The organism is Streptomyces sp. NPDC096323, from assembly GCF_040302845.1.
In the GTDB taxonomy this organism is placed as follows: Bacteria; Actinomycetota; Actinomycetes; order Streptomycetales; family Streptomycetaceae; genus Streptomyces.
In genome coordinates this window covers 238,777-255,551 of the sequence record NZ_JBEOSI010000006.1, presented here as the reverse complement: position 1 = coordinate 255,551, position 16,775 = coordinate 238,777, and the positions used below count along the sequence as shown (strand labels likewise).

Sequence of the window (16,775 nt, the reverse complement as noted above, 5' to 3'; positions counted from 1 at the left end):
CCGCCCTCCTCTTCCGGGGCGGCTGCTCGGGTTACGACTGCCGGGCCGAGTGCCCCCGATTCGGCCGGACGGACCGGTGCCCGGACGCGCGTTCCTGCCCGTGGCTGCGCCCCCGTCCGTGAACGCGTTGTTTTCGGCCGGGCCGTTGGGGGGCGGGAGGGCGTGCCCACGGCGGGCACGACCGTTTCCGGGTCGGCGCACGCGTCGGACCGGGCGTCCGCCGGGCCCTCGGATCGCGGCCCTCCTGGTGGCCGCACTGTTCGCCGCATTGGGCTGTACGGCGACCGACGACGGCGCCGCCCCTGCCGGGACCCGCCCGCCCGCCGGCGCCACCGGGGCCGGGCCGGAGCGCACCCGGCCAGTCATCGCCTTCGTGCAGCCGGAGAAGCGGGCGGTGATGCTGGCCGACGCGGCCGGCCGTACTTGGCTCGCCGCCCGGACCGGCGCCCACCCACCCGCCGAGGTCGTCTGGTCGCCCGACGCGGACCGCCTGGCCTGGCTCGACGGGGAGGGCTCGGACGGCACGGGCGAGCTCCACATCTACGACGTGGCCAAGGGCAGGCTGCACTCGCAGCCCTGCCCCTGCCACGGTGTCGGCTTCCTCGGCAGGGACCTGGCGACCCTGGCCGCCGACGGCACCTCGCTCGCCCTCTTTCCGCCGGGCCACCCGACCGAACGCACGCGCCGCGTCCCGCTCTCCAAGGGCCAGGGGGCATACTCCCAGCTTGCCGATGGCGGACCCGACGACGTGGTCGTCTTCGGCGTACTGCCCGAGGCCCCGGGCGTCACCCGGGGCCAGGGTGTCGTGTCGGCCGTCGACCGGCGCGGCACCGTACGTGGGCTGCTGCCGGAGAAGAAGCCCTCCACGTTCACCGACGCTCTGCGGGCCCCCGACGGCAAGGCTCTCGCGTGGGGTACCTCCGACAGCGGCGGCGCGTGCTGGACGAGGTCGACGCTGCTCACCCATTCCGGCGGCACCGCCGACGAGCCCGTGCGACACCTGCCGCAGGACGCCGCCTTCCGGCGGGCTCTCATCGGCGACCGGCAACGCTCTCTCACCTCATTCGCCTGGGCCGGCGACGGACTCACTGTCACCTACGGCCCATTGGGGGGCTGCCAAGTCCTCGGCCCGGAAAGGTTCGTCTCCTACTACCTGAGGGACGGGGTCCGGACCTTTCTCGGCACCGGCATGATCGGGATCGCGCTCGGTGCGGACGGACGCGTCGCCAGGCTCGCCGCGGACTACTCGTCCGACGGCCTGATGCAGGCGCCGTCCGGCGCCGACGGTTACACCGGGACGCTGACCCTGACCACGAGCGGCCGGCAGCAGCCGCTGGGCAAGAGGGTGTCCGCCTTCACCTTCACCCCGGCCGAGACCGTTGCGGCCGGGGCGCCCGCCGCCGCCCCTCAGCCGCCGGACGCAGCCGTGACGGCCGTGGACGACCACGGTAGGAAGCTGCCCGAGGCCGTGGTCCGACTGGTGCGGCAGATGGAGGAGGCGGCCGTGAGGCGGGACACCGCGCGCCTCGTCGCCCTGTGCGGCACCTGCCGGCCGCAGGTGCATGAGTGGATCCGCGGCGAGGGCGGTGCGGCGGCTGTCTTGCGCGCCGTCCGCGCGCACCCCGGGCGCAACGGTGACGACGGGCTGATGTATCCAGGGCTGCGCAGTTGCGTGGATGAACCCGAACAGGACATCACCTGCACACCGCAGCAACTCCGGGACGTTGCTGTGCTCGGTCTGCGGCCCGACGAGGACGATGTCGACTACGGCGGCATCGTCTACATCAGCTGGGGCGGCAGCCCCACCGTGGTCCCGCTCCTCGTACGGACCGACGGGAAGGGGAAGGCGCTGTGGACCGGCGTGGCGGCGGGATGAACGACCGGCCGGGTGCCGGGCCGATCCTGACCGGCGACCTCGTCGGCGGCCGTCGCGTGCTCGGTTTCGGCTATGTCGACGGCGCCGCGTCCGACGCGAATGACGCCGCGGCGCGTGACGCCGGGACCGGCGCTGCCCACCTTGGAGACCGGTTGCTCCTCGACGGCGACGAGCGCGCGGGCGGGCCGCCCGCGCGGAGCGCCGACCCCGCCCACCATCCCACCCTGGAGCGGACGGGCCCTCTCCCGTACCAGCAGCTCGACGACGGGCGAGTGCACCACGCGGACGTCGTCGGCACCAGCCTCGTCACCGCCTTCGAAGGACTGCTGTACGGGCCGGACGCCCCCGGATACCTCGGCGCCCTCGTCGACCGGCTCGCTGCCGACGGTCACGGCTTCTGGCTGGTCGGCGGGGTTCCGCGCGACCTGGTGAAGGGAGCCGTAGCGGGCACGACGCGCACCCCGGCCGCCGACGCCAGGGCGTACGACCTCGACGCCACGGGGACCGCGCCCGCAGGCGCCTTCCACACCCTCGTCGACGAGGTGCTCACCACCGTCGACGGCGAGAGCGCGGAGCTCTCCGTGCGGTTCAGCCGGCATTCCCTCGTCTGCTCCGTCCTCACAGTCCGCCGCGACCGGCGGACCCTGGACTACCGGGGCCTGGGACTCACCGGCATGCCGTATCCGGCGACAGGGACCGACCTGCTCCAGGACGCCCGGCAGCGCGACCTCACCATCAACACATTGCTGTACGACCCCGTACGACGGCTGGTACTCGACCCGCTCGGGCGGGCCCTCGCCGACCTCGGACACGGCGGCGAAGCCACACCGCCCCTGCTGCGGCTCGTCCTGCCGGACAGCCCCGCGCGCCCCGACGTGTGCGCCGAACTCCTCCTGCGGGCTGCGAAATTCCTGATCCGCTGGGAGACACGGCCCGGCCTGGACACCACCGCACTACGGTCCTGGGCCGCCCACCTGCCTTCGGACCTCGCCGCGCGGCTCGACACCGGCCCTGCTGGTTCGTCGCGGCTCGCTGCCCTGTGGGGAGAGTGCGTACCGGGCGGACCGACAGCCGCGCAGACCCACATGCTCCGCGGATACGGACCGGCCATGTGCGGCCTCCTCGACCGACTGGTCGCGCCGCCCCCAAAGGCCGTACCCGCCCACCCGGCCGAACGCGAGCGGCCGGACGAGCGTGACCGGCTCGACGTACGGGAAGAGCCTGACCTACGGGGACGGATGGACAGGTCCTTCGGGTCCGACCACGACGAAAGAAGGGGCCTGTGATGCCCGGAGCCGACTTCGGCGCCGTCCCCACGCACCGGCCCCTCAGCGGCTGGGTCGCCCGGTTCGAGCCAGGTGACACCCCCGGTGCGCCCGGGCTGCTCGGCCCCATCAACGACGGTGACGAGCGCGCCGACGCCCGGACTGCGGCGCGCTTTCACACGCACGGGTGGACCCGCGCGGACGCGGTCGTGCGGGGACAGAGCGGTGTTCCCGTGCGGGCGCTCAGCCTGCGCGCGCCGGACGGCTCCCTCCTGGTCGAGCTGGACGACCGGGGCGCCCCCGTGGAGGTCTCGGCGGGCGGCGTGGACCTGGTCGCAGGGCTTGAGGAACGGTGGGCCGACGCCCCCGCGGACCCGGCGACCGTCAACCGGCTCGCCGACGAGAGCGTGGAGCTGCGGTACTTCCTGCTGCACCGGCTCGATGTGGAGACCACCGCGCCGGCGGCCCTCTTCCACTGTCTGCCATGGCACCGGGTCGAGGCCGCCGCCCGCGCGGCCTCCGCCCTCCTCGACGAGCCCGGTCCTGAGGCCGAGTCCGAGGCCGGAACCGGGACCGGCTCCGGACGGGAGCCGCGCCCCGCCCCGTACGGGGAGTTGCGCCATTGGTTCACTCCGGCCGCCACATCGCTTGCCGGACCGCTGTCCGTCCTCGAAGCCGGGCTCCGCACCGTACGCCCCGGCCCTTGGTTCGGAAGGGAGGCGTCCGCCCTGCTCACCGGGTTGCTGACGGTGGATACGGCACGACTGCCCCCGGCGGCGCGCGCCGCGCTGGCCGGGCTCGCCCTCCGGATCGGCGCGATGCCCGCCCTCCACCACAGTGCGTGGCTCGCCGCCGCCCGGCTGAGTGCCCCGGAGCCCGGGGCCGAGGCCGACGACCTCGCGCTCAGGGCCCGGCTGGACTCCACCTTCGTACTCCGCGCCGCCGATGAGGAGGACGAAGGGAGGGTGGGCACAGCGTTGAGGCAGGGGCCGGTCGAGGCGGAGGTCACCGTCACGCGCGGCGGACGGGTGACCGTCGAGATGGAGATCGACGTCTTCGCGGCGGAGGCGGCCGGCAACGGCGGCGGCCGGGCCGTGGACGCCGCCGAAGGACCGCCGTGTCAGCCCGTGCTGCTCCGGCAGGTGGGAGAGGCGACCGGAGCGCCGGGGGGCGGGCGGTACTGGATGGTGCTCGAAGACGCCGGTCCGGTGCTCCACGGACGGATCGCCGTGCCCGCCGCGGCGGGGCAGTTCGACGTGGACCTGGACGGACCGCCCGTTCCGTTGCTCTTCCTCGACCGAGTGTTCCCCAAGGAACTGCTCGCCTCGCTGCGGGCCAACGAACGGATCGGTCCTGCCCGCTGGCACGAGCTGGTCGACGGGTTGCCGCCGCGCCATCCCGCGCACGCCGCGCTGGCTGCGTACGAGCAGGAACTCCCCACGTAGAAGCGGACGTTCCACCTCGTCGGCGTGCCCGGCCGGGCTACCGTGGGCGGGTGGACACCTCAGCAGCCGGTACAGATTCGGCACCGAACCCGTCCGCCACCAGCCCCGGCCCCCCTGGGGCCGGGGCGTCCGAGCCCGTCACCGACGGCGGTGCGAGCCGCCTCCGAGCCTTCGACGCCGAATTCCGCCGACTGGAGGAGAGCGCGATGTGGAGCGCCCAGTGCCAGTTCGAGGAGGGGAAGCGCTGGCGGGCGACGCACTGGGCGCTCGGCCTGCCCGCGACTCTGCTGGCCGCCGTGGCGGGGACGACCGCCCTCGTGGAGTCCACCGGCGGAACCGCCGCCGGCATCCTGGCGCTGCTGTCGGCGGGCCTCGGCGCGGTCCTCACCACCGTGAACGCATCCCAACGGGCGAGTCAGGCCGTCGCTGCGGCCAACGTCTACCTGTCGATCCAAACGGCGGCACGGCAGCGCCGCGAGATCGACCTGCCCGACTGGACCTCTGCGGAAGCCCGCGAGGCCCTCGCCGCGCTGACCGCCCGCCGCGACGAGCAGAACGCAGGCACCGATCCGCCCAGCCGCCGCGCCTACCGCAAGGCACGGGCCAACTTGAACGCAGGCGGCCAGACCTACACCGTCGACGGGCCCGCACATCTCTGACCAGACCTCACGACGACCTGAGCCCGGTCGTCCGGACCGCAACCCCGCTGCCGTACCCGCCTGCGCGGCGACCACCCCGGTGATGGATCTGGCCAGCAGCTGGGCAAACGGGAAGGTGGATGAGAAGGGCGCGGACGCGGACACCGCACCGGTTCCGCCGGGAACGTCCTGTTGCACCATCAGATCGGGACACGCGTGATCATTGCGATGCACATGGTGTTCGGCAGCTGAAGGGCGATGAGCAAGGGCGCCGAGTCCGCCATCGGCAACAGGCAGAAGAAGACGACCGCGAGGACCACGGCGCCGGCCGGCCTGCTCGTCGCCGCTCCCACGTCTCGTCGCCCGATCTCGATCGTTTTGCGGAAGAGCGTTGGTGGCACGCCCTATTGTCGGTCTTCCAGGCACCACTGTGCGGGGCGTATGGGTGTGGGGTCGAGGGAATCCAAGGGGAGCGGGTACCACTGTGCAGGCCAAAGAGACGCTGTTCGCCGACCTCGTGCAGGGGCGGGCTCAGCAGTTCCAGGTGCCGCTCTACCAGCGGACGTACTCCTGGACGGAGAAGCAGTTGGCTCAGCTGTGGAGCGACATCCTCGATCAGGTGGACCTGCTGGAGACCGGGGAGAAAGCGAGCGCGCACTTCCTCGGCTCCGTGGTGCTTGCCCCGTCCCCGCAGAACGAGGCGACGTTTCCTCGCTGGCTGGTGGTCGACGGCCAGCAGCGGCTGACCACGATCTCCCTCGCACTCGCCGCCATCCGGGACCACCTCGCCCAAAGCCAACCGGATGAGGCCGAGCGGATCGACGAGGAATACCTGATCAACAAGCGGAAGAACGAGAACGACCGGTTCCGCCTCCTGCCCACCCAGGCCGACCGGCCGCACTACGCCGCGCACATCCGCGGCACCCACGAGGGGCAGGCGGCGGGGGACAACGTTTCTGTCGCCTACCGCTTCTTCCGCCGCAAGCTCGTCGAGGCGGAAGACCCCACCGACCTGCAGGACGTCCTCCGGATCGAGCAGGCGATCACCTCCCGGCTCACCCTGGTCGCGGTGACCGCCGAGGCCGGTGACAACGTCCACCGCATCTTCGAGTCCCTCAACAACACCGGCCTCAAGCTCAGCCAGGCCGACCTGCTGCGCAACTACCTCTTCATGCGGCTGCCGACCCGTGGCGAACTGGTATACGAGACGTACTGGCTGCCGCTCCAGGCCAGCCTGAGCAACAAAGAGCTCGAACAGCTCATGTGGCTGCAGCTCGTGCTTGACGGCGACGACCGGGTCCGCCGCCAGGACCTGTACGCGGCTCAGCAGCACCGCTTCGAGCAGACCGAGGTCAGAGAGGCGGACATCGAGGCGTACGTGAAGGAACTGCACCGGCGGTCCATACACTTCCGCAAGGTGGTCCGCCCCGACGAGGAGAGCGATCCGGCCGTCCGTGCCCACCTTCGCCGACTCGACACCTGGGAGGCCGCCGCCACGTACCCGGCGCTGATGCTGCTGCTCGACCGCCGCGAACGTGGAGAGACCGACTCGGCGGAGACGGCCCGCGCCCTGTCCTACATCGAGAGCTTCCTGGTACGCCGCACCGTGTGCCGCGTACCGCCGAACAACCTCAACCGGATCTTCCAGTCGGTGCCCGCCCAGCTCCCGCTGGACGTCCCCGTCGCCGACGGCCTGCGCCAGCTCCTCTCCGCCACCAACCGCTACTGGCCCGACGACGACGAACTGCGCGAGAAGTTCAGGACCGCGCCCTTCTACCTGTACGGCCGGCCGGAGCAGCGCAAGCTCGTCCTCCAGCGGCTGGAGGAGAGCTACGACCACCCCGAGCCTGTGGACTTCGCCGCCGCGAAACTCACCATCGAGCACGTCCTGCCGCAGTCGGCGGGCGACGACTGGCTCCACGTTCTCGCCGAGGACGCCACCGACGGCGAGACCCCACAGGACGTGCACGCCCGACTGCAGCACACCCTGGGCAACCTGACCCTCACCGCCCAGAACTCCGAGCTCTCCAACCACCCCTTCGACCGCAAGCAGGACCTGCTGCACAGCAGCCACCTGGAGATGAACCGCCGCATCGCCGCCACCGACCGCTGGGGCGCCCGCGAAATCGGCGCCCGCGCCGACGAGTTGGCCGAGCGGGCGCTCGCGCTCTGGCCGTCCCCGCTGCGCGGGGTGGGCCGAGCCGAGCGGAGCCGCGACTGGCAGCTCGTCCACCAGGTCCTCGCCGCCCTGCCGCACGGCACCTGGACCTCGTACGGCGACCTCGCCGCGTACATCGGCTCCGGCGCCCAGGCGGTGGGCAACCACCTCGCCCAGACCGCAGGCGTCGTGCAGGCCTACCGCGTCCTCAATGCGGAGGGCCGGATCGCCGACGGCTTCCGCTGGGCCGGCCCGCAGCCGGAGGGCGAGGACGTACGGGCGCGACTGAACGCCGACGGCATCCACTTCACCCAGACCGGGGCCGCAGACCCCGCGCAGCGCTTGACCAGCACCGACCTGGCACTGCTGCTGGCCGATCCCGACCAGGAGCAGTCTTCGGAGGGCGCGGTGGCGGCGGGGCGCGACGGAGCGGAGCTGGAGGGGGAGACTCGGGCCGAGCGGTTCCTCCGCCAGCTTGCCGCGGACGACACCCCCGAGACGGTGGGCGCGGTGCGTACTCTCCTCTCCCGATGGGAGGAGCTGGGCGGCTGGGTCGGCTATGGGGCCGGCCAGGTCACCACCAGCGCCTTCCTGATGCTGGGTGCGGCAGGTCTCCCCGGCGCCGGGATCTGGCCGCTGGTGCTCTACCCCGGCGGTGGACGCGGCGGTTCGGTGGAGGTGGTGTTCCAGCACCTCGCCACCCGCGAGCCCTTTACCGACCGCCCACTGCGTGCGGAGCTCCTCGGCCGCGTCAACGGTTTGGACGGCGTCGACATCCCGGAGGGGAAGCTGGACCTGCGTCCCAACTTCCGGTTGGCCGTGCTGGAGAAGGACGGGAACCGCGACGCGCTGGCCGAGACCCTGACCTGGTTCCGCGACCGCTGGGCCGGCAGGGACATGTCCTGAGCCCTGACTGCGGCCCTGGGACGCGTGGGCTCGCATGTTGGGGTGTCGCGTATGCGAGCTGAGACGCGGAGCTCTGAAGCGTCACTCGGCAGTACGGTCGAGCACCACGCAACACGATCGCTCACGGTCTCGTGATGCCGGGGTCCGGGGTCCGGGGTCCGGGTCACCAGGGGCTTTCAGCCCTGTCGGCGGGAGATCCGAAGGAGTTTTCGCAGTACAAGCAGGGAAGGCTGCGACAACGCTGAAAAGCTCAGGGCTCCGGGCCCCCGCATCCGCGCCGTCGCTCCACAGCGCTCCGGCACGGCGTTGGGTCGGCAGCGGCAGACGAGGCTCTTCGGGGCCGCACACGGTCCTGACCTCGGGGAACGTGCCCGGTGGGCCCGGCGGCGTGAGCGCCGGGCCCGCGTACGGGTGCTCAGGCGTACGGGTAGAACCCCGACCCCGTCTTGCGGCCCAGCCGCCCCGCGTCCACCATGCGCTGGAGCAGCGGGGGAGCGGCGTACAGGGGCTCCTTGTACTCGGCGTACATCGAGTCGGCGACCGAGGCCACGGTGTCCAGGCCGATCAGATCGGCGAGCTTGAGCGGGCCCATGGGGTGGGCGCAGCCCATCTCCATGCCGTTGTCGATGTCCTCGCGGCTGGCGATGCCCGACTCGAACATCCGGATCGCGGACAGCAGATACGGGATCAGCAGCGCGTTGACGACGAAACCGGAACGGTCCTGGGCGCGGATCGGGTGCTTGCCCAGTATGTCCTGCACCATGGCCTCGGCACGCTTGATCGTGTCGTCCGAGGTGGTCAGTGCCGGGATCAGCTCGACGAGCTTCTGCACCGGCGCCGGGTTGAAGAAGTGGATGCCGATGACCTGGTCCGGACGGGAGGTCGCGACGGCCAGCTTCACCAGCGGGATCGATGAGGTGTTGGAGGCGAGGATCGCGTCCTGCCGGGTCACCACCTGGTCGAGCACCTGGAAGATCTCCGTCTTGACCTGCTCGTTCTCCACGACGGCCTCGATGACGAGATCGCGGTCGGCGAACTCGCCGAGGTCGGTGGTGAAGCTCAGGCGGCCGAGGGTCTCGTCGCGCTCCTCCTCGGTGATCTTGCCGCGTTCGGCGGCCTTCGAGAGGGAGTTGTGAAGCCGGGTGCGGCCGATCTCCAGCGCCTCGCCGGTGGTCTCGGCCACCTTGACGTCGAGGCCGCTGCGGGCGCACACCTCCGCGATGCCTGCGCCCATCTGGCCACAGCCCACCACTCCGACGCGTGCAATGTCGGCCATAGAGTCCGTCACCTCGTGCCTTTCGCTGTTCTCCGTTCGGCGGCTTCCGTCTGATTCCGGGCTCCACCACGACTCCACGACGTTACTCCGCGCCCCGGAGCGACCGGCAAATGGGGGCGTCGTCGCGGGCCGGCCACGCCCTTACCGGGGATCGGGGGCCGAGGCGGGCATGCTCGGTCCCACGCCCGGATTCCGGGGCTGCGGACACGTAAGGGAACGGCAGGTGTGGCGAAATGCGAGAAATGGGCCGACGGAAGTTCGTGACGGGTGCGGCCGGTACGGTCGCCGGGGTGGTGGCTTCGGCCGCCGTGGCAGGTGATGCCACCGCGGCTCCCCGGGGCGGTGGCGGTCCGGGCCTGCCAGGAGGCCCCCGGGATGTGCTCCGGCGCGAGCTCCGGGGCATGTGGGTGGCCACGATCGCGAACGTCGACTGGCCGTCGAAGCCGGGTCTGACGGCCGCGGCGCAGCGGGCCGGGCTGATCGCGTACCTCGACGAGGCCGTCGCCCGGCGGCTGAACGCGGTGATCCTCCAGGTCCGCCCCAGTGCGGACGCGCTGTGGCCGTCACCGTACGAGCCGTGGGCCGCCTGCCTCACCGGCGTCCAGGGCAAGGACCCCGGCTGGGACCCGCTGGGCACGGCCGTCAAGGAGGCCCACAGTCGCGGCCTCGAGCTGCACGCCTGGTTCAACCCGTACCGGGTCGCCAACCACACCGACCCCGGCCGGCTGTCCGCCGGTCACCCCGCACGGCTGCACCCCGAGTGGGTCCTGCCGTACGGCGGCAAGCTCTACTACAACCCGGGACTGCCCGAGGTCCGCGCCTTCGTCCAGGACGCGATGCTCGACGCCGTCCGCCGTTACGACATCGACGCCGTCCACTGGGACGACTACTTCTATCCGTACCCGGTGGCGGGCCAGACCTTCGCGGACGGCGCCGCGTACGCGAAGTACGGCGCGGGCTTCCCCGACCGGGCGGCCTGGCGGCGCTCCAACACCGACAAACTGGTGCAGGAGATGTCCGGGCGCATCAAGGCGCTCAAGCCCGCCGTCCAGTTCGGCGTCAGCCCGTTCGGCGTGTGGCGCAACGCCTCCACCGATCCGCTGGGCTCGCGGACCGATGCCGGGGTGCAGACGTACGACGATCTGTACGCCGACACCCGCGGCTGGATCAAGAAGGGGTGGATCGACCACGTCACCCCGCAGCTGTACTGGAGCATGGGCTACGCGCCCGCCGACTACGCGTCGCTGGTGCCCTGGTGGGCCGATGTGGTCCGGGGCACCGGCGTGGACCTGTTCATCGGCGAGGCCCTGTACAAGGCGGGCGACACAGCCCAGCCCGCCGCCTGGCAGGATCCGGCGGAGCTGTCCCGGCACGTCGACTTCGCCGCCGGGCACGACCAGGTCCGCGGCCACGTCTACTTCTCGGGGAAGAACGTGGTCACGGACCGGATCGGTGCGATGGACCGCGTGGTGGCCGACCACTACCGGACGCGGGCGCGCCCGCCGCGCTGACCGGCCGGCCCCGTCCGCCGCTCCGCGGGGCGGCGGACGGTACTAGATTCCGGCGTCCGGGCTCCGGGCGGTCGTGTGCTGGACGACGCTGTCGGGGCCGGGCGCGATCACGTGTTCATGTCCGTCCTGGAAGCGGACGCGGTACGGGGGAGCGCCCCCGTCCCCGAGCACTTCGAGGATCTCGGCGACCCGGTCGTGCTGTCCCACGGTCCTGCCGTGCGTCAGCAGCCGGTCGCCCGTGTGTGCCTCCATCGGGAGTGACCTCCTCACGGGTGGCGTTCCATGTCGACAAGTCTATGACCGGCGGGCTCCGGCGCGCTGGGTGGCGGCGATGCAGACGAGTACGGCGACCGCCGCTACCGGGGCCGCGGGCGTGATGTCCTCGCCGAGGAGCAGGAACGACCAGACGAGGGTCAGCAGGGGCTGGGCGAGCTGCAGCTGGCTGGCCCGCGCGACACCGATGTCCGCCATGCCGCGGTACCAGACGTACAGGCCGAGGAAGGTCGACGCCACCGACACCCAGACCAGTCCGACGACGCCGTGCGCGGTCAGCCGCGCCGGTTCGTAGGGCAATGCGACCGCCGCACCCGCCACCGCGAGCGGCACGGTGAGGAGCAGCGCCCACCCGATCACCTGCCATCCCGGCATCACCTTCGCCAGCCTGCCGCCCTCCGTGTATCCCGCCGCGCAGACCAGGAGCGCGCAGAAGAGGTAGAGGTCGCCGGTCGAGAGGCCGCCGCCGCTCTGGAGCACGGTGAAGGCGATCACCACCGCCGCCCCGGCGAGTGCGGCGGCCCAGAAGGTGCGAGGGGGCCGCGATCCCGTGCGCAGGCAGGAGAACACCGCGGTCGTCAGCGGGAGCAGCCCCACCACCACGGCCGCGTGCGAGGTCGTCGAGGTCTGCAGCGCCAGCGTGGTCAGCAGGGGGAACCCCACCACCACCCCGCCGGCCACCACGGCGAGACCGGCCCAGTGCTGCCGCTCGGGCAGCCGCACCCGGGCCGCCACGAAGACGGCACCGGCGACGGCTGCGGCCAGCAGGCTGCGCAGGGCGACCAGGGACCAGGGGCCGAAGCTCTCCAGGCCCCAGGCGGTGGAGGGGAAGGTGAGAGAGAAGGCGGTCACGCCGAGCAGGGCGAGCAGCGTGCCGTTCCGCCCTGCCGGGACGGGGACGGGCGCCGGGGCCGCCGCAGGGCCGTCCGTCGTCGAGGCTGCCGCGGAGAGGTCCTTCGTCGGGCTGACCGCTATCCTGAGCCCGGCAGTAGCGCTATCCTTTGCTGTCATGCAAGAGCGTAGCAGTGTCGCCGAGCTGGCAGAAGTCCTCCGGGCTGAGGTGAACCGCTACTCACCAGGTGAGAAGCTCCCGTCCAGCCGCGCCCTCGTCGAGCGGTTCAGAGCCAGTCCCGTGACCGTCTCGCGGGCCGTCGCACAGCTCGCGGCGGAGGGTCTCGTCGTCACCCGCCCCGGATCCGGCGCGTTCCGGGCGCAGCCCCGTACGCAGGCACGGCCGCCCGCCGACACGTCCTGGCAGGAGGTGTCGCTCAACGGCGACGGCGGCCCCGAAGTAGTGCCCCGTACGGTCGACGCGTCCGGCCTGCTGGTCACCCTGACGCCCCCGCCCACCGGAGTCGTCGAGTTCAACGGCGGCTATCTGCACAGCGCGCTGCAGCCGGAACGGGCCCTGGCGGCAGCCCTTGCCCGGGCCGGCCGCCGGCCCGGCGCCTGGAGCCGGCCGCCCACCGACGGGCTCACCGAACTGCGCGCCTGGTTCGCCCAGCAGATCGGCCCCGCCCTCACCGCCGCCGATGTGCTGATCACCGCGGGTGGCCAGAGCGCCCTGGCCACCGCGCTGCGCGCACTGGCCCAGCCCGGGGCGCCCGTCCTCGTCGAGTCACCCACCTACCCCGGAATGCTGGCGGCCGCGCGGGCGGCCGGTCTGCGCCCCGTGCCCGTGCCCATGGACACCGACGGCGTGCGGCCCGAACTGCTGGCCGCGGCCTTCCGTGCCACCGGCGCCCGGGTCCTGGTGTGCCAGCCGCTCTTCCAGAACCCGACGGGCACGGTCCTCGCCGACGGCCGACGTGCCGAAGTCGTCCGGATCGCCCGGGAGGCGGGAGCGTTCGTCGTCGAAGACGACTTCGCCCGCAACCTCGTCCACGACGACGCCGGCCCGCTCCCCGCGGCCCTGGCAGCCGACGATCCCGACGGGGTCGTCGTCCATGTCTGCTCGCTGACCAAGGCGACCTCGCCCAGCTTCCGGGTGGGCGCCCTCGCGGCACGGGGGCCGGTCCTGGAACGCCTGCGGGCCATCCAGGTCGTCGACAGCTTCTTCGTCCCCCGGCCGCTCCAGGAGGCCGCGCTGGAACTCGTGGGCTCTCCCGCCTGGGGGCGCCATCTGCGCTCCGTCTCGGCGGAACTGCGCAGCCGCCGCACCGCCATGGTCGCCGCGCTGCGCCGGGAGCTGCCCGGCCTCGCCCTGCCGCACATTCCGGCGGGCGGTGGCTACCTCTGGCTGCGGCTGCCCGACTCCGGCGCCGGTGCGGACGAGGCGGCCATGGTCGCCGCGGCCCTGCGCGCCGGTGTCGCGATCGCGCCCGGACGGCCCTACTTCAGCGCCGAACCCCCGTCCCCGAACGTCAGGCTGAGCTTTGTCGCCGCCGCTGGACCGGCCGAGATCACCGAAGGGGTGCGCCGGCTGTCCACCGCCTGGGAAGGCGTGCTCGACACCCCGGCGGACCGGGTCCGGCCATGACCGAAGCGCCTGGGGGCGTTACAGCCGATGCTCACGGCGTGTACGCGAAGGCAGGCTTCCGGCCGCTCGACCCCACGGACCAGTGGATGTGCCTCCGGTTCGCCTGAACCGGAACCACTCGCTGCGGCACTTCCTGCGGTGCTCTTGACCCGCGTGGCGATCGGCTCCACGATCACGGCCATGAGTGTCCGAATCTCGCTCGTCGCCGCGGCGCGCAGTTCCTCCCTGCTCGGCGAACGCTTCGACGACGACCGGCCGCTCGACGAGGCCGGCTGGCACGAGGTGCGGTTCGCCGCCCCGGCCCTCGTGCCCCTGGGCGCGGCCGAACTGCGCTACTGCTCGCCGACCGCCCGCAGCCGCGCCACCGGGGAGGCGCTCGGCTTCGCGCCAATGGTCCAGCCCGCCTTGCGCGACTGCGACATGGGGCGCTGGCGGGGCCGCACGCTCTCCGACGTCACCGCGCGCGAACCGGCCGCCGTGGACGCCTGGCTGGCGGACCCGCGCTCCGCCCCGCACGGCGGCGAGTCGCTGCTCGCGTTCATCTCCCGGATCGGCAACTGGCTGGACACCCGGCCCCCCTGCGACGGCTCCATCGTCGCCGTCGCCGAGCCCGCCGTCGTCCGGGCGGCCCTCGTCTACGCGCTGAAGGCCCCGCCGTCGGCGTACTGGAACGTCGACGTCCGCCCGCTCTCCACCATCACGCTCACCGGGCTGCCGCGCCGCTGGAGCCTCCGCCTGGAAACCGGGGCGTGCTGACCTGAACCGCCCGCCTGCGAAAGGGTGAGGGCGTGCCACCTCTTCCCGTCGGTCCGACCAGTCGGTATGTTGACCGGGACCGAGCCCGACCAGGCATGTCCCAGGCGAGGGAGGCCCCGTGCCCCAGATCCACGGCCACTGCGACGAACGGTTCTCCGCGGTGCGCCGCGCGTTCGAGGCGAATTTCCGCGAGCGCGACGAGCTGGGCGCGGCCGTCACCGTCCTGGTCGACGGCAGGCCCGTCGCCGACCTCTGGGGAGGCTGGGCGGACGGCGCCCGTACCCGCCCCTGGGAAAAGGACACCCTGGTCAACGTCTGGTCCACCGGCAAGGGACCGGTCGCGCTCTGCGCGCACATCCTCGCCGACCGCGGTCTGCTCGACCTCGACGCCCCGGTCGCCACGTACTGGCCGGAATTCGCCGCGGCGGGCAAGGAGGCCGTTCTCGTACGGCATCTGCTTTCCCACCGCGCCGGTCTCGCGGGCCTCCGTGAGCCGCACACCCTGGCGGAGCTCTACGACTGGGAACTGACGACCGCACGGCTCGCGGCGACCGCACCGTGGTGGGAGCCCGGCACCCGCTCCGGTTACCACGCCCTGACCTACGGCTTCCTGGTCGGCGAGGTGATCCGTCGGATCAGCGGACTGCTGCCGGGGGAGTTCCTGCGGCAGGAGGTGACCGGCCCGCTCGCCATCGACTTCACCGTCGGCCTCCCGGAGAAGGAGTCCGGGCGCGCCGCCGAACTCGTCGTGCCGAAGGCGGACCGGACCCGGCAGGCGGCCCTCTTCGCACAGCTGGAGCCGGTCGCCCTCGCCTCGCTGCTCAACCCGCCGACGGGAGCGGCCGCCGCCAACACCGCCGAGTGGCGGGAGGCGGAGATCCCCGCCGCCAACTGCCACGGCACCGCCCGTGCGGTCGCCGCGCTGTACGGCATCCTCGCGGGAGGCGGCACCTTTGGCGGACGGCGGATTCTGTCCGAGGAGGCCGCCGAACGCGTCCGTGAGGGCCAGGGCAGCTGCCGCGACCTGGTCCTCGGCGCGGGCTTCACCCATGAGACGGAGATCGGGCTGGGCCTGTGGCTGAGCGGCCCCGACGCCAGTTACGGACCCAACCCGCGGGCCTTCGGTCACGACGGCGCGGGCGGCTCCTGCGGTCTCGCGGACCCGGAGAACGGGGTCGCCCTGGGCTACGTCATGAACCGGATGGGCCCGCACATCGCGAACGACCCGCGCAAGACGGCACTGGTCGAGGCGGTGTACGCGTCGCTGTGAGCGGGCCCCCTCGCGCGGGCGGGAACGACGGGCCCCGCTCGTAGCAGGCGGGGCCGGGCGGGCGAGTGGCGGTCGGTCAGTCCTTCTGCGCGTCGACGATCAGCGTGAGCGCCTCGGCGATCGCCGTCTCCGCCGTCGCCTTGTCGAGGCCGAGGCCGGTCAGCAGCCCCTCGCCGTCCTCGTGCTCCAGCAGGGCCAGCAGGATGTGTTCGGTGCCGATGTAGTTGTGCCCCATGCGCAGGGCCTCCCGGAACGTGAGCTCCAGGGCCTTGCGGGCATCCGCGTTGTACGGGATGAGTTCGGGCAGCTGCTCCTCGGAGGCCGGCGGGAGCGCCTGCTCGGCGGCCTGGCGGACAGAGTCCAGGGCGACGCCCTGCGCCTTGATGAACGCGCCGGCGAGCGCCTCCGGCTCGATGAGCAGCCCCAGCACGAGGTGCTCGGTGCCGATCTCGGCGTTGCCCGCGGCGCGGGCCTCGTTCTGCGCGGCCATCACGACGTTCTTCGCACGCGGGGTGAAGCGGCTGAAGCCCTGGCTCGGATCGAGGGCGGAGAGCTCACCGGGGTCCTTGGCGACGAACCGCTTCTGGGCGGCTTGCCGGGTGACCCCCATGCTCTTGCCGATCTCCGTCCACGAGGCGCCGGAGCGCCGCGCCTGGTCCACGAAGTGGCCGATCAGGTGGTCGGCGACGTCGCCGAGGTGGTCCGCCGCGATGACGGCGTCCTGGAGCTGGTCGAGGGCGTCGGGGTGGACCTTCTTGATGGCTGCGATGAGGTCGTCCAGACGGACGGGCTGGGTCATGCCTACGGGGTTGGTCATGTGTCAACGGTAGGTTGACAGTGGCGCCGTGTCAACCTCCGGTTGACACCCGTGCGCGTGCACGTAACGGACCAGCTCCCGAACGGCAGAACGCGCCGGCCGACG

Annotated in this window: 14 protein-coding genes; 9 read left to right on the top strand and 5 right to left on the bottom strand. The window is 72.5% G+C overall.

The window, feature by feature from the left end; genetic code table 11:
• Positions 1 to 247: 247 nt before the first annotated feature.
• From ABTX18_RS18780 to ABTX18_RS18765, 4 genes are read left to right on the top strand one after another with little or no spacing between them, the layout of a single operon-like run.
• Positions 248 to 1,876 carry a hypothetical protein gene (locus ABTX18_RS18780; RefSeq protein ID WP_352123812.1) on the top strand — a complete coding sequence of 543 codons (1,629 nt, stop codon included), beginning with the start codon at positions 248 to 250 and terminating at the stop codon, positions 1,874 to 1,876.
• Positions 1,852 to 3,162, top strand: coding sequence for a nucleotidyltransferase family protein (locus tag ABTX18_RS18775; RefSeq protein WP_352123811.1), 1,311 nt, complete (start codon positions 1,852 to 1,854; stop codon positions 3,160 to 3,162). Before ABTX18_RS18780 ends, ABTX18_RS18775 begins: the two co-directional genes overlap by 25 nt.
• The gene (locus tag ABTX18_RS18770; protein WP_352123810.1) at positions 3,162 to 4,586 is read left to right on the top strand and encodes a hypothetical protein; all 1,425 of its coding nucleotides are present in this window, start codon (positions 3,162 to 3,164) and stop codon (positions 4,584 to 4,586) included. The genes ABTX18_RS18775 and ABTX18_RS18770 overlap by 1 nt, the downstream gene beginning before the upstream one ends.
• 50 nt (positions 4,587 to 4,636) lie before the next feature.
• Positions 4,637 to 5,245, top strand: coding sequence for an SLATT domain-containing protein (locus ABTX18_RS18765; protein ID WP_352123809.1), 609 nt, complete (start codon positions 4,637 to 4,639; stop codon positions 5,243 to 5,245).
• A 179-nt stretch (positions 5,246 to 5,424) separates the two neighbouring features.
• On the opposite strand, the gene ABTX18_RS18760 is transcribed toward ABTX18_RS18765, so the two are convergent.
• A complete protein-coding gene (locus tag ABTX18_RS18760) occupies positions 5,425 to 5,625 on the bottom strand; it encodes a hypothetical protein (protein ID WP_352123808.1) in 201 nt (66 codons plus the stop codon).
• Between the two features lie 83 nt (positions 5,626 to 5,708).
• Here ABTX18_RS18760 and ABTX18_RS18755 point away from each other — a divergent pair, with 83 nt between their 5' ends.
• Positions 5,709 to 8,288, top strand: coding sequence for a GmrSD restriction endonuclease domain-containing protein (locus ABTX18_RS18755; protein ID WP_352123807.1), 2,580 nt, complete (start codon positions 5,709 to 5,711; stop codon positions 8,286 to 8,288).
• 415 nt (positions 8,289 to 8,703) lie between these two features.
• Here the strand turns inward: ABTX18_RS18755 and ABTX18_RS18750 are convergent, their stop codons facing one another.
• Positions 8,704 to 9,564: a 3-hydroxybutyryl-CoA dehydrogenase gene (locus ABTX18_RS18750; RefSeq protein ID WP_352123806.1), complete on the bottom strand. Its 861-nt coding sequence runs from the start codon at positions 9,562 to 9,564 to the stop codon at positions 8,704 to 8,706.
• A 233-nt stretch (positions 9,565 to 9,797) separates the two neighbouring features.
• On the opposite strand from ABTX18_RS18750, the gene ABTX18_RS18745 reads away from it, so the two are divergent.
• The gene (locus ABTX18_RS18745; RefSeq protein WP_503061167.1) at positions 9,798 to 11,075 is read left to right on the top strand and encodes a glycoside hydrolase family 10-like protein; all 1,278 of its coding nucleotides are present in this window, start codon (positions 9,798 to 9,800) and stop codon (positions 11,073 to 11,075) included.
• A 42-nt stretch (positions 11,076 to 11,117) separates the two neighbouring features.
• On the opposite strand, the gene ABTX18_RS18740 is transcribed toward ABTX18_RS18745, so the two are convergent.
• Together ABTX18_RS18740 and ABTX18_RS18735 are read right to left on the bottom strand one after the other, a co-directional pair.
• Entirely contained in the window at positions 11,118 to 11,327 is a 210-nt protein-coding gene (locus ABTX18_RS18740) for a DUF1918 domain-containing protein (protein WP_352123805.1), read from the bottom strand.
• Positions 11,328 to 11,369: 42 nt separating this feature from the next.
• Positions 11,370 to 12,359: a DMT family transporter gene (locus ABTX18_RS18735; protein WP_352123804.1), complete on the bottom strand. Its 990-nt coding sequence runs from the start codon at positions 12,357 to 12,359 to the stop codon at positions 11,370 to 11,372.
• Here ABTX18_RS18735 and ABTX18_RS18730 point away from each other — a divergent pair.
• The 3 genes from ABTX18_RS18730 (at position 12,358) to ABTX18_RS18720 (ending at position 15,853) form a co-directional block, all read left to right on the top strand.
• Positions 12,358 to 13,827 carry an aminotransferase-like domain-containing protein gene (locus ABTX18_RS18730; RefSeq protein WP_352123803.1) on the top strand — a complete coding sequence of 490 codons (1,470 nt, stop codon included), beginning with the start codon at positions 12,358 to 12,360 and terminating at the stop codon, positions 13,825 to 13,827. The two genes, ABTX18_RS18735 and ABTX18_RS18730, sit on opposite strands and share 2 nt — an antisense overlap.
• Before the next feature lie 180 nt (positions 13,828 to 14,007).
• Positions 14,008 to 14,583 (top strand): histidine phosphatase family protein, encoded by a 576-nt coding sequence (locus ABTX18_RS18725; protein WP_352123802.1) that lies wholly within the window; start codon positions 14,008 to 14,010, stop codon positions 14,581 to 14,583.
• A gap of 118 nt (positions 14,584 to 14,701) precedes the next feature.
• On the top strand, positions 14,702 to 15,853 hold the full coding sequence (locus ABTX18_RS18720; protein ID WP_352123801.1) for a serine hydrolase domain-containing protein: 1,152 nt from the start codon (positions 14,702 to 14,704) through the stop codon (positions 15,851 to 15,853).
• 76 nt (positions 15,854 to 15,929) lie between these two features.
• Here the strand turns inward: ABTX18_RS18720 and ABTX18_RS18715 are convergent, their stop codons facing one another.
• Positions 15,930 to 16,670, bottom strand: coding sequence for a Clp protease N-terminal domain-containing protein (locus ABTX18_RS18715; RefSeq protein WP_352123800.1), 741 nt, complete (start codon positions 16,668 to 16,670; stop codon positions 15,930 to 15,932).
• Positions 16,671 to 16,775 lie beyond the last annotated feature (105 nt).

Coding starts and splice junctions, on each gene's coding strand:
- ABTX18_RS18745 (WP_503061167.1), top strand. CDS start 9,798: ATGCGAGAAATGGGCCGACGGAAGTTCGTGACGGGTGCGGCCGGTACG.
- ABTX18_RS18730 (WP_352123803.1), top strand. CDS start 12,358: ATGCAAGAGCGTAGCAGTGTCGCCGAGCTGGCAGAAGTCCTCCGGGCT.
- ABTX18_RS18715 (WP_352123800.1), bottom strand. CDS start 16,670: ATGACCAACCCCGTAGGCATGACCCAGCCCGTCCGTCTGGACGACCTC.
- ABTX18_RS18740 (WP_352123805.1), bottom strand. CDS start 11,327: ATGGAGGCACACACGGGCGACCGGCTGCTGACGCACGGCAGGACCGTG.
- ABTX18_RS18750 (WP_352123806.1), bottom strand. CDS start 9,564: ATGGCCGACATTGCACGCGTCGGAGTGGTGGGCTGTGGCCAGATGGGC.
- ABTX18_RS18770 (WP_352123810.1), top strand. CDS start 3,162: ATGCCCGGAGCCGACTTCGGCGCCGTCCCCACGCACCGGCCCCTCAGC.
- ABTX18_RS18735 (WP_352123804.1), bottom strand. CDS start 12,359: ATGACAGCAAAGGATAGCGCTACTGCCGGGCTCAGGATAGCGGTCAGC.
- ABTX18_RS18725 (WP_352123802.1), top strand. CDS start 14,008: ATGAGTGTCCGAATCTCGCTCGTCGCCGCGGCGCGCAGTTCCTCCCTG.